The sequence below is a fragment of the Kitasatospora sp. NBC_01560 genome, assembly GCF_045208415.1.
Lineage (GTDB): Bacteria > Actinomycetota > Actinomycetes > Streptomycetales > Streptomycetaceae > Kitasatospora.
Map to the genome: position 1 here is coordinate 9,639,723 of NZ_CP109364.1, position 12,391 is coordinate 9,652,113.

Here is a 12,391-nt window from a genome sequence, read left to right on the forward strand (position 1 = left end):
CCTCCTCCCACGCGCGGTGCCGGCGACCTGGAGGAGCCCACGGCCGTGGACGACAACGCCCGTGCCCGCTCCGAGTCGCCTGCCGGACCGCTCGCCATGACGGCGCGCTTCCTGGCCGTCGACCTGCTGCTGAACCCTGTCACGGTTCTGCCGGAGGCGGAGCGGCGCGCCCTGCCGCCGGTGACGGTGGTCCTCGACCGTGGCGACGATGCCCGGTTCACCGCTGCCGCACTGGCCGCCCATCGGCCCCGGGTCGGCCGTATCACCGTCCATCCCACCGTGGGCACGGCCCGCACCGCGGTCCTTCTCCACGACCACCTCACCGCTCTTGGCCGCTCGGTGGTCGGCCTGCGGGCGCAGGGACTGGCCCAGGAGGCGCAGGCGGAGCACGCGGTACGGGCGTGGATGTGGGCGGAGGCTGTCCAGCACGTGATCGTGCTGCGTTCTCACCTGCGCATCAACCTGCACTACCTGCTGGATCTGCACGCCGCCACCGGTGCCGCCCTGACCCTGGTCCGGCACGCACCCGCCTTGGGACGCGACCTGGAAAACCTGTTGAGCAGCCTCGACAACCGGGTCGTCGACACCCTCGACGCCGCCCGCGACGCCTTCAAAGAACCCGGCGCCCGCACGTTGGGCGGCCAGACGCTGCCCCGCACCCAGGGCCGGGTCCTGATCCCGGGGTGGGACGTACCCGTCGCCGGGCTGCCTCCGGCAGTGGTGTTGGATCGGATCCGCCGCCATGCCGCACATCCGGTCCAGGCCGGGGCACTTGTCGCGGCCTGGATCACCGGCGCTTCAGCGCACCGTCTGCGCGGCGCGCAACTGAAGGACCTCACCCCCGGCGGCGACGAACTGGCCCTGCCGACGTCGGTCACGTGCGGCCCGGGACGCATCGGCCGCTCCGCCACGACGGAGGCCTTCCGCGTCCCCGCCCGGCTGCGGCCTCACCTGCTCGCCGCAGCGCAACACCGTCGTCTGGAAGGCGCCGCAGCGGACGCGCGGTTGTTCACCACACTCCGCGCGGACCGTCCGAGCGCCGTGGCCGCCGCGTGCGGGATCGGCATCGGTTTCTGACCCACCGGGGGTGCCCAGGGGAGGACGTACGCCGACGCCGAATCCCGCTGGACGTCGACTCGGAGCGGGGCCAGCACCTGCAGGGAGCGACCACCTTGCCGCGCGGTCTGCGACATCGGCCACGTCGTCTCGGGTATCGCGAACGGGGTCGGTGCCGTCCGCATGCGGCGCGCCCGCGAGGCGGTGGTGCGGCGGGTGGCCCGGTGCTGCTGCGGCGGGTGCCCGGCGCACTGCCCGGAGGCCGGCGCCGCGTAGGGGCCCAGGTCAGGCATTGCTCACCGCCAGCGCGATGCACGCGGTCAGTGCCGCGAGCTGCACGCTGGTGACGCCGGCCGAGCGGGCCTGGCGGCGGATCGCGCCACCGAGCAGCTGGTCGACGACGATCAGCGCGCCCAGCGCGAGCAGCGCCTTCTGGTTCTTCGTCATGTTCTTCACCTCCCCCGCCGGTAGCAGTGCTGGTAACTGATCACTGTCCCGCACGGCACCGACAAGGCCGGATCCGCCTTGCGCACGGCGCGCTCGTCCCCGTCCTGGTGAAGCGGTGGCGAGCCATGCACTCACGGTGATACTCTGGGGAAAACCTTTAATACCGACTTTGAAGTTAAACGGGGAGGTGCGGAAGATGGCGGACGGCGAAGACAGCGAACTCCTGAGCGAAGGGCCGAGCCACACGCGGTTTCTGCTCGGGCGGATCGCCGAGGAGGCGCAGCGCGCCCAAGCACTGGAGGACCCGCTGGAGCAGGCGAAGGCCCTCGCGCTGCTGATCCAGCCGTACGCGGGCTGGGCGCTGCGCGAAGCGGTCTGGGACTGCCGGGGCAAAGACATGAAGTGGTCGGTGATCGCGCCGGAGGTCGGCCTGTCGCAGGCCGTGCTGTCCCGGCAGGTCCGTGCGAACGGACCGGTAGTCACCATCACCCCGTACTACGGGCTGGACAGTCGCAACGCCGACGGGCGGACCCCGCTGCGCCTGGCCGCCTTCAGCCTGGAGAAGCGGGTGATCGCACTGGCGATGACCACCACCGACGAGCGGAGCCAACTGCTGGCCAGGCTCTACATCCCGGTGCTCGCCATGGGCCAGGCGATGGCGGCCAACCAGGCTGAACCGCTGCTGAAGACGGTGAAGGAGGTGCTCCGCCAGGCCGACGGCCTCGCCCCCTCCGTCGCTGGCACCGAGGAGGAGAAGGCCGTACTCGACGCGGTCGGCGAACTGGGGACCGCGTTGGAGCGATACCAGGGCACGATCCGCGTCGCCGAAGAGCTCAAGCAGGCCGCCGAGTCACAGAAGGGGGAGTGACCTGCTGATGGACCGTAAGACGTACACCGCCGAGCTCGCCGGTCTGCGCGAGCTGCGCATCGAGATCACGGCCGCCGAGAAGACGGTCGCGGCCGCGCAGAAGGAGCTGGACAAGCTGACCGACCGGCGTGCGCGCCGGGTTGCCGGCCTGGCGGGGTACGAGGGCGCCCAGGCGCCGGCCATCGCGAAGGCCTCGGGTCTGTCGGTGGGTGACGTCGTGCGGATCGCCCCGTTGCTGGACCCGACCCCGGCCGCCGTTCGCGCCGCCAAGGCCGACGACCAGGCCGCCGCCCCGACTCCGGCGCCCGAGGTGCCGGAGGCCGAGCCTGCCGTTGCGGTCGCCCCGGCGCTGACCCGCCCGGCCCCTGCCGTCGTGCAGTTGGCCCCGGCCGTCCTGGTGACCGAGGCGCCGACCGAGGTCGAGGACCAGGTCGGCGCCGAGCAGCTCGCCGTGCTGCAGACAGGGTCGGCCACATCGGCCCCCGGGGAGACAGAACCCGGCGTACAGGCCGCCTCCGACCGCACCACTACATCGATCCCCGGCGCCATTGGGCAGTATCCGGTCGCGCCGGTCGCTGCCGCGCCGCGTCCGGTGGTCGAGGCCGGTCCGCGTGAGCTGCCCACCCTTCCCGAGGGTCCGGCGGGTGCGCGGTTCGAGGCTGTCACCACGGGCCTGGTCTCCAAGCGCCCCAGCTTCACGCAGCAGGCCCGCTCCACGGTGTTCCTGGACGCGGCGAGCGGTGACCTGGCGGTGCGCGACCGCGTGGTGCGCCTGGACCTCGGCGCCCGCACCCCGGGGGAGATCCTGGACGCCGTCCTGGCCACTGCGCCCGGCACGGAGCGGGTCTACGTCACCGCCGGCGCCCCGTGGCACGACGGCGCCGAGCGGTACTCCACGCTCAAGGACGCGGTCGCCGCGTGGCTGAACACGCCGTCCGAGCGGTGGACCACCGCTGTCGGCTCCGGCCGGGACAAGCTGGCCGGGCACTTCGTGCACCAGCGCCAGCCGGTGGGCCGCTACGCCCCGGTTGCCGCGCCGGACAGCCGCAGCACCGAGATCCGTTCGATGGGGGAGTGGTTCGACCCGGACGGCGCCGACGTCGTGACCTGCCGCCAGGCGTTCACGCTGCTGTGGCAGGCGCTGCGCCGGCACTGGGACGACGCGGTCCTGATGGGCTCACCGTCGCAGACCGGCCGGGACCTGTGGTCGCGCACCGTCCCGACGACCGGCAAGTGGGCCGGCGGTTACCCGGTGCTGTCGGAGGAGCTGCGGGGTCTGCTGCACGCGACCGGTGGCCAGGGCCGCACCGAGCTGATCCTGCCCCCGCGCGTCCCGGAGCAGCTGCCCGCCCTGGTCGAGTACGACCGCACCTTCGCCTACGCGAAGCACCTGTGGAAGTCCCCGGTCGGCATCCCGCGCCGGATCACCGCGGCCGCGTTCGCCGCGATGACCGACCAGGAGCAGGTCAAGGCCTTGATGTCCTGCTCGCACTGGAACGTGCGCGTGACCGTCCCGGCCGGGTGGAACCACGTCGGCCTGCTCCCGGCCCCCGTGACCGGTGACCGCGCCTGGATCTACCCCTCCGAGCCCGGCACCACGTTCACCACGTGGGCGGGCGGCGCCGAGGTCCACCTGGCGCTGTCGAACCACCTCGCACCGTGGAAGGTCGAGATCCTGGGCGGCCTGCTGTTCGAGGACGGCAAGCCGCTGGATGAGTGGGGAAAGCGCCTCAAGGCCGCGTGGGCGGACCTGACCAACCTCTCGAAGATGCACGGCGACGAGCGGCAGCGACAGGCGGCCTACCTCGCCTCCCGCGCGGTCCGGTCGGTGCTGCTGTTCGGCCTGGGCGGCTTTGCGCAGCGCCCGCGCCTGGTGTCCGGCACCACCCCGGTCGGCGAGAGCCTCCCGGCCGGGGTGGAGATCCTGGGCCAGGACGGCGAGGTGGTTACGTGGCAGCGGCAGGCCGGCTTCTCCCGCGACCCCTACGCCCACCCGGAGTGGGCGGCGTACGTGTGGTCGGGGGCGCGGGCGGCGCTGCTGGACATGAAGTACCGGCAGGGCAAGGAGGTCATCGGCTACGCCGGGGCGCTTCACGCGAAGCCGGGCACGGTCGTGTACTTCGGCACGGACGGCATCGCCCTGACCGAGCGCCAGCCCTGGCCCTACCGCGGTGAGCCGGGTGACTACCTCCTCAAGGGCCACCTGACCGGCCCGGTGGAGCACCCGGTCAGCCAGGAGCAGTACCTCAAGCTGCGCGGCCTGGGCCGCGCCGAACTCGCCGCCGAGCAGGCGGCCGGAGGTGACCGGTGAGCCCGGCCGACCCGAACAACCCGAACGAGGCCGCGAGGCTGACCCAGGAGCTGATCGACCAGGGCTACACCAAGCGCCAGGTCGCCAAGATGCTCGGCCGCGACGCCAGCCTGGTCAGCCAGTTCTTCACCAAGGGCAAGGGCAAGGCGTTCGTCGGCGCGCTGCGCCAGGTCGTCCGCGCGGTGCGCGGCGGCGAGCGCGACACCGAGGCGCTGTCCGGGATCGCGGAGGCGAACACCAAGCGCCGCACCACCAAGACGGGCCAGAAGGCCCGGGTGCGGGGCAAGGACGTCGTCGGCAAGCCCGGTGAGTCGATGGCCGGCCGCGCGGGCAAGCAGGCCATCAAGTCCGGCGCTTCCCACCTCGCCCCGGTGGTGCACGAGACCGGCCAGGCTGGCGGCCGTCTCGCCTTCACCGTCCGGATGAAGGCCGACCAGTACGTCTACTCGGCCGGGTCGGAGAAGGACTCCGGCGGCATCCGCCGTGGCTTCATCCCGCGTTCCGACGGCACGGAGGAGCGCACCTACGGCTCCGCCTCCACGGGCGGGTTCGACGCCGCCGAGTGGTCCCAGCGCGTCGCCGACCATCACGGCGACGTCACCGAGGCGATGCGGGCCTGGCTGGTGGAGACCGGACGCGCGGTCGAGGACGCCGACATCGCCTACCTCGAGGTCCGCGGCTGGATCCCCGAGGACCAGCAGTAGTCCGGTCGGCCTCTCCCCATCCATGACCTGGCCCCGGGGAGAGGCCGCCCGCCCCGACCCTCCCACAGCACCGAGCGCCTCGCCGGGCCGTCTCAGCATCCGAAGGAGAAGCACCGCCGTGGAGACCACCACCGCCGCCACCGAGGCCGACGTGCCGGCCGCGTTCCGCGCCGCAGCCGCTCAGCCGGTCCCGGCGCAGCCGTCCGGCGCCGCCGCAGCGAATCCGTTGCCGCTGCACTGGTTCCAGAAGGACGCGGTGGCGGCCGCGGTGCGCGAGGTGAAGGACGGCGGCCGCGCCACGATCGTCGCGGCGACCGGATCCGGCAAGACCCTCATCGCGGCCGGCTGCGCCCGGCGCCTGGCCGCGCGGGGCCGGGTGCTGGTGCTGGTGCCGACGATCGAGCTGCTGGAGCAGACCGCCGAAGCGTGGTCGCTGCGGGGCGGGCGCCGGGGCCTGGCGGTGGCGGCGTGTTCTCGGGAGGAGGCGTTGGAGAGCGCGGAGGCCGGCGGCCGCGTCCACGTCCAGGTGACCACGCAGGCCGTCCGGATCACCGACCTCGTCAACGGCGCCCCCGACGACCAGCCGGTCACCGTGTACGCCACCTACGCCTCGCTGGAGCGCATCGTCCAGGCCCACCAGGGCTGGGGGCTGGCCCAGTGGGACCTCGTGATCATCGACGAGGCCCACCGGACGGCAGGTGCCGAGGGGAAGGCGTGGGCGGCCGTCCACGACGACGCCCAGGTCCCCGCCGCGCGCCGGCTGTACTTCACCGCCACGCCCAGGATCGCGGACGACCGGCGGGCGGAGGACGGCCTAGCCGACCTCGCCGACACCGAAGGCACCGAGAAGCTGCCCGTCCTCTGCTCCATGGACTCGGAGGAGATCTACGGCAAGACCGTGTTCACCTGGACCCTCGGCCAGGGCATCGAGCACGGCTACCTCGCCGACTACCGGGTACTCGTGCCGGTAGTGACGGACGAGGACCTGCGCGAGCTGCTCAACCTCCCCGCCGTCGCCGACCTGCGCTCCCAGCGCAGCAACGAGGAACTGCTGCGCCTCGCGTTGCAGATCGCGGTGCTGCGCGCGGTCGCCGACCTCGGCCTGCGCCGGGTCATCACGTTCCACTCGCGGGTGGCTGGGGCGCGGGAGTTCGCGAGCACTCTGCTGGAGGCCTCGGAGCTGCTGCCCGACGCGGAGCGTCCGGAGCGGATCTGGGCGAAGGCGGTGGCTGGAACCGACCGGCTCAAGGACCGCCGGGCCGCGTTCGCCGAGTTCAAGGCCCACACCGGCGAGGACGGCGAGGAGTGCGGCATCCTCTGCAACAGTCGGCTCCTGACGGAGGGCATCGACGTCGCCGCCGTGGACGCCATCTGCTTCGCGGACCCGAAGTCGAGCGTCATCGACATCGTCCAGGCCGTCGGCCGCGCGCTGCGCCAGTCCTACCGGCAGGGCAAGGTCAGCTGGGTCATCATCCCGGTCTACCTGCCGACGCCAGAGGTCGGCGACGACACCGCGACCACGCACCCGGCCGAGGTCCACGACGCCGGCGAGGCCGTGAAGGCCGAGGCCGACGCCGAGATCGAAGCCAGCTCCTTCCGCACGATCTGGCGAGTCCTGCGCGCCCTGGCCGCGCACGACGCCCGGGTGGTCGGCCGGATCACCGAACTGCGCGCCAGCCGCTCGCAGGGCACCGCGCACACCACCGCGACCACGGCGGCCTCCGAGGGTGAGGCCACCGAGGCCGGGGAGGGAGAGCAGCAGCCGGCCCCGGCCGAGTCGCCGATCGAGTGGCTGCGGATCAACGCGAAGCAGCACGCCGCCCGGATCCTCCAGACCGTCAAGCTGCGCGCGTTCAACCCGCGCGCCGTGGAGTGGCAGAGCATGCACGCCGTCGCGGCGGTCTTCCACCTCCAGCACGGCCACCTCGACCCCACCGACAAGACCAAGCACGCCGAGCTGATCTCCTGGCTCACCCGCCAGCGCCACCTCCACGGCCAGCACCTCCTCGACGCCGCCCGCATCAGCGAGCTGGACGCCCTCGGCATGATCTGGTCGAAGAACGCCAACGCCTGGGAACGCGGCTACGCCTACGCCGCTGCCTTCCACCACCAGCACGGCCACCTGGCGATCCCCGCCACCACAAAGCTCGACGACTACGCGGTGGGCGCGTGGATGCGCCGCCAGCGCAAGGCCGACAACCTCACCGCAGACCAGGTGGCCAAGCTCGACGCGCTGGACGAGCTGTGGCACCTGGAGCCGGACTGGAACCGCTCCTACCGCCGCCTGCTCGCCTACCTCGCCGCCGGCGGCACCCTGGACGGCCCGGCGAACCGCACTGGCGGCGACGCGGACCCGACGTTCCGCCCCGGCACATGGCTGCGAAAGCAGGACAAGGCCCGCGCCCAAGGGAAGCTGACCGAGCAGCAGATCGCGCTCCTGGACGCTCTCCACCGACACGCCGAGACCGTCACCGGCTGACCCGCCCCGCACCCCCGCCGTCCCGGCTCACCGAGGCCGGGACGGCCGCTCGTACCCGCTCCCGACTCCCGGAGGCACCCGCGATGACCGACACCACCCGCCCCGCCCCGGACCCCGCCGCCGCGCCCGGGTGACTGGAGCTGGGCCTGTGCAGCAGCCGGCCCGCGCCCGCCGACCGGGACCTGGGCCGGGCGGTCCTGGACTCGCCGCTGGTGCGCGGTTCGATGTGGCTGCGCTGGTCCGGCCACGACGGCATCCGCACCCTCCACCACGGCGCCGGCCTCGCCCGAGGCTGGACCGGGCGCGACGTCGACGGCCGCGGCCGGTACGACTACGCCTCCGAGATCTTCGCAGGCGACTGCGTGCTGCCGAGCCCGGCCGCCGTCGCCGGCTTCGTCCGGCCGTGGTTCAACGGCGGCGTCGTGTGGCCGACGCCGGGCGCCGACGACACCACGCCCTTGGACGGCCCGTTGCCCGGCCCGGTCGCCGAGGCCCTGGCGGCTGGCGACGTCGCCGCAGAACTCGCGAGTCGGCTCGCCGCCTACTGGCCAGCCGCCCGACCGCCCGTACCGCCGCCCGCCCCGAGGTGATCGCCGTCACGGACAAACCGAGAGGACAAGGCCCCCTGACCTGGGCGAACCGGGCGGGACAACACGCTGGTCAACGGGCGGGACAAGGGATGCCGTCAGACCGCGGACGAGGGGTCGGCGGGCAAGGTCTGTCCGCGCACAGGCCTAGCGGTGGAACTCCTGACGCAGCGCCTCGCGGTATACGCAGTAGGCGATGTGATAGTTCCCGGGCCCGAATCCGGAGAACCGCTCGAAACAGACCGAGCTGTTGACCTCCAAGATCCGGAAACCGCCGTCGACCAACAGGATGTCGACACTGGCAAACATCAGCCCGAGCGTGTCCATGGCGCGGCGGCCCAGAATCGTCAGCTGGCTTTTGAGGGCTGAGTTCCGTACCAGTTCGGGTCGTGCTCCGTGGCGTAGATTGTTTCGCCATTCGGCGACGCAATCGTCCGCAAGCGAACGCAGCTTCCGATAGATGGGAAACGCCGTGCCGTTCAGCATGACGACCCGGTATTCCTCGGCACCTTCCACGAACGGCGCTATCGCGATTGCGCGATAGCGGTCGAACATGTGGGCGAGGATCCGACGGAGGTCGGTCGGCGTGTCGGCGCGGTAGACATCGACGCCGCCGTCGCCGTCGTTCGGCTTGAGGACGAGCGGCAGCTCATGGGCCTGCGCGACCGCTGAGTACAACTCCTCGGCACCGTACGATCCGGCGCGGACGATCCGATGGGGAACGGCCGGGATGCCAGCGTTTTCGAGCACTGCGAAGCAGCCGACCTTGTCTGCCGCCAAATGGGCTGCCACGGCGGAGTTCGGCGGGAAGGCGTAGCCGATGACGTGCCTGACCACGGCATCGCGGCGCAGCCGGACCACCCAGCCGTCGGACAGCCAGGTCAGTTCCAGACCGAGGTCCGCCGCTATGTCTGTAATCTGCCGCGCCGACGTCGGCCGGAACCACGGCGCCGACGGCTCGGGTGGATCGGCGAACCAGGACGCCTCTGATATGACTTCGTGACAGTATGTGCACCGCACCGGCATTCTCGCATTCGGTCGATCGGTGATCACGTGAGTTTACCGGAGCGTCACCCTGGTCGCATCATACTTCCCCGCTATGGTCAGCCCTACGTGCCTTGTCGCGCCGCAGTCAGGGAGATGCTCAGAATTGGGGTTTCGCGCAGACCATCCCCGCTCCTCAACGTCTTTCCGATGGAGCGTGGCCCGCCTTCCCGCCGGGAAGCTCACGCTGTTCGCGATCGCCGCACTTGTCATGTTGGCGGCCTCGATTGCCGCGCTTCAGGATGTGACCACGGTGGCGGCGGACCCGCTGTCAAAGAGGTTCGCGCTAAACGCATTCTTTACGCGCACCAGCGCGATGCTCCGCGCCCTGATCAATACCGGGGCGTATCCCGCCTCTGCTGGCCACAACGACGCGGACGAGGCGATCTCGTTCGTCGTGGGTGTGCTGTCCCTGCTCATTCCTGCCCTCGTCGTCGCTACGTTCGTGATCCGCGTCTTCGCGGTCGACCCCTTCGTATGGCGTAAGACGACCAGCCTCTGCTTCCCCTGGGAGATGGACTACGAGCCCCAGCGCGCAGACTCGGACTCCAACGACATCATCGTGGCGATCCGGTGGTACAAGCGGCTGAGGCGGCTAACGATCAACGATCTGACGGCCAAAGTGTTCCTGCACTATGTGGCGCCGTCGCCAGTGGACGGCACGATAACCGCGCGAAGGGTGCAGCTCGACGTTCTTGACGGCGATGGCAATCGCGCGCAGCAGCGCACGTGGCCGATCGCCCGAACCGGCGCGCCGTTCACCCTATGGGTGCCCCTCGACGCGCCGTTGACGGACGGCGAGATCCGCCACGTCCAGGGCCGCGACATCACCGGACTAAACGGCAGGCTCGTGATCCAGCTTCGAGGCGAGGCCGTCGGGCTGGCGACTGCGATCTCCGGGCAACAGTGGTACCAGCTAGGGGAATCCGAAGGCACGCAAATCGGCCGATTCGCCGGGGTGGAGATCGGCAAGGACGTGGCCAAGGGCTCGCGCGGCTGGAAGCGTTTCGAGGATCCGCTGCGGTGGGCTGTCTTCGTCTACGGGAGTCTGGTCGACACCACGACCCTGGCCGAGTACCTGGGACGCCCCTTGGCCCCGGACTTGGACTATGTGCCTGCGAAGCTGTCCGGATATCGCCGGACCTGGAGCGTGGCGACCGACAACACCGACGATCGGGCCGCGGTCGTCTACCTCACCCCGGACCGCACCGCCGAACCGCCGGTCCAAGTCCTGTTCCTCGACGTCGAAGAAGATGCGTCTGCGGCTGTCGAAGGCGTGCTGGTGATGGTGACCAGCGAGGGCCTCGATCGGCTCCGCAGGCGCGAGCGGAACTATGAAGTCTTCGACGTGACCGCGCGGTGCGCACCTCACAGCACGCTGCTGGGCGGCGCGCCGGATCGCGTAGTCACCTTCCGTGGCAGACCTGCGGCCAAGGAGGCGGCTGCACGTGGGATCGCGACGGGCACGGCCTGCATTAGGGCCGAGTACCTCCAGTCCGTCGAACGCGGCATGGGGCTTCACGGTGACGTTGTAATAAGTGCCTTTGCAGCCGAGCCCCTACCAGCACCGATCCGCGAACTCCTCCGGGAGAAGCGGCCCGTCGCGTCGTAGAAGCCCGCCGGGCTATCGCAGGCCCGGCCCCGCACCTTGCCCCGCGCTGCGCCCTGCCCTGGTGGCGGTTAGTCCGTGCCGTCAGGGCGCCGGCCCCAGCCCGGCCGGGTGCCGGGTGCTGCCGGACGTGGTCCAACGAGCACATCTCCCCGGGCGGGATGGTCGTGAGGACCACCTGGCACGAGCCCGTTTGTCGGACCTGGAGCCGGCCGTGACCACCCCCGCCGGGCTGGGTGCCCGGTTCGAGTCCGGCGCCACGGTCGTGCGCCGCGACATCCACGTGGGCAAGGTGTGGTCCGCCCAGCCCTACCGGCACTCGCCGACACCGGCACCGTTCTCGAGCTCGCCTACTGGCCGGGCATTCGCTCCCTCGCACCCACCACCTTGGCCACGGCGCTGCGCACCGGCGACGACGAGGCGCGCAGCAACGGCCTGACCAACCTCGCCGCCGGCACCTGGACGCTCGGCCCCTGGGCCTGGCGCGACACCGTTCGCCGGTCCCGCTTCGAGACCGGCGAATGGTTCTCTGTGCACCACATTCAGACGCCGACCGGGAAGTCGCTGCGCCTGTACGTGAACTTCGAGCGCCCGGCGGTCCGTACCCGGATTGGGATCGACACCCTGGACCTGCTCGTCGACCTGGTGGTGGAGCCCGACCTTTCCTCGGTGAGGTGGAAGGACGAGGACGAGTATGCTCACGGCCGCCGGCTTGGCTTCATCACCGACCAGGACCACCGCTTGGTCGAGCAGGCCCGCGAGCGCGCCCTCGGCCTCCTTCAGGGCCGTGCCGGCCCGTTCGCCGGCCCGTGGCCCACCTGGACGCCGGACCCCACCTGGCCGACGCCCGAACTGCCTGACGGCGCAGCCCAGGTGGCCGTGTAAGGCCGTAACTCACCATTCCTCAGCACTTCACAGCCGCCCTATCCTTCGAGGATGATGAAGCTGCCGGTCTCCGCTGGGGACTACGCCTGTACCTGGTCCATCAATGGGGCGACCGTCGGCGGTCAGCTGATGCTCGTAGAGAGTGGAAGACCTCAAGGCACTGCCTTCGACGTGCCAGGAGTAGGGACCACCACCAGCGCGGCTGACGGATCGCAGTTCGTGAGGTTCTCGCCGTACGAGGAGAGCGTCGAACGCGTACGTGGCCAACTGCGGAGCGGCCACGACGTCGTCCTGATCGGTGCCTCGCTTGGGCACGTATTCCCTGGCACTGCACAGCTGACTGGAGAAATGGCGCTGTGCGGATTCGGGCTCCCGGCCGGTGACGAGATCCTCTTCGACAC

Annotated in this window: 11 protein-coding genes; 9 read left to right on the plus strand and 2 right to left on the minus strand. The window is 71.1% G+C overall.

Features of this window, described 5'->3' with window-relative positions:
• The first annotated feature begins 45 nt into the window (after window positions 1-45).
• Entirely contained in the window at window positions 46-1,077 is a 1,032-nt protein-coding gene (locus OH807_RS41205) for a hypothetical protein (RefSeq protein ID WP_406192006.1), read from the plus strand.
• A 264-nt stretch (window positions 1,078-1,341) separates the two neighbouring features.
• Here OH807_RS41205 and OH807_RS41210 read toward each other — a convergent pair whose 3' ends face one another.
• The gene (locus OH807_RS41210) at window positions 1,342-1,503 is read right to left on the minus strand and encodes a hypothetical protein (RefSeq protein ID WP_406192003.1); all 162 of its coding nucleotides are present in this window, start codon (window positions 1,501-1,503) and stop codon (window positions 1,342-1,344) included.
• A 196-nt stretch (window positions 1,504-1,699) separates the two neighbouring features.
• Here OH807_RS41210 and OH807_RS41215 point away from each other — a divergent pair, with 196 nt between their 5' ends.
• The 5 genes from OH807_RS41215 (at window position 1,700) to OH807_RS41235 (ending at window position 8,455) form a co-directional block, all read left to right on the plus strand.
• Window positions 1,700-2,371 carry a hypothetical protein gene (locus OH807_RS41215; RefSeq protein WP_406192000.1) on the plus strand — a complete coding sequence of 224 codons (672 nt, stop codon included), beginning with the start codon at window positions 1,700-1,702 and terminating at the stop codon, window positions 2,369-2,371.
• A 7-nt stretch (window positions 2,372-2,378) separates the two neighbouring features.
• Window positions 2,379-4,682: a hypothetical protein gene (locus OH807_RS41220; RefSeq protein WP_406191997.1), complete on the plus strand. Its 2,304-nt coding sequence runs from the start codon at window positions 2,379-2,381 to the stop codon at window positions 4,680-4,682.
• Window positions 4,679-5,386, plus strand: coding sequence for a helix-turn-helix domain containing protein (locus OH807_RS41225; protein WP_406191994.1), 708 nt, complete (start codon window positions 4,679-4,681; stop codon window positions 5,384-5,386). Before OH807_RS41220 ends, OH807_RS41225 begins: the two co-directional genes overlap by 4 nt.
• Before the next feature lie 118 nt (window positions 5,387-5,504).
• Window positions 5,505-7,865 (plus strand): Helicase associated domain protein, encoded by a 2,361-nt coding sequence (locus tag OH807_RS41230; protein WP_406191992.1) that lies wholly within the window; start codon window positions 5,505-5,507, stop codon window positions 7,863-7,865.
• A 212-nt stretch (window positions 7,866-8,077) separates the two neighbouring features.
• Entirely contained in the window at window positions 8,078-8,455 is a 378-nt protein-coding gene (locus OH807_RS41235; protein ID WP_406191989.1) for a hypothetical protein, read from the plus strand.
• A 144-nt stretch (window positions 8,456-8,599) separates the two neighbouring features.
• On the opposite strand, the gene OH807_RS41240 is transcribed toward OH807_RS41235, so the two are convergent.
• Complete coding sequence (locus tag OH807_RS41240) at window positions 8,600-9,505, minus strand: RimK family alpha-L-glutamate ligase (protein ID WP_406191986.1); 906 nt, start codon at window positions 9,503-9,505, stop codon at window positions 8,600-8,602.
• Window positions 9,506-9,653: 148 nt separating this feature from the next.
• On the opposite strand from OH807_RS41240, the gene OH807_RS41245 reads away from it, so the two are divergent.
• From OH807_RS41245 to OH807_RS41255, 3 genes are all read left to right on the plus strand, one after another.
• The gene (locus OH807_RS41245) at window positions 9,654-11,108 is read left to right on the plus strand and encodes a gamma-glutamylcyclotransferase family protein (protein ID WP_406191983.1); all 1,455 of its coding nucleotides are present in this window, start codon (window positions 9,654-9,656) and stop codon (window positions 11,106-11,108) included.
• 291 nt (window positions 11,109-11,399) lie between these two features.
• Window positions 11,400-11,990 (plus strand): DUF402 domain-containing protein, encoded by a 591-nt coding sequence (locus OH807_RS41250; protein WP_406191979.1) that lies wholly within the window; start codon window positions 11,400-11,402, stop codon window positions 11,988-11,990.
• A 51-nt stretch (window positions 11,991-12,041) separates the two neighbouring features.
• Window positions 12,042-12,391: hypothetical protein (locus OH807_RS41255; RefSeq protein WP_406210607.1), on the plus strand; the 350-nt coding region annotated here is incomplete at its 3' end.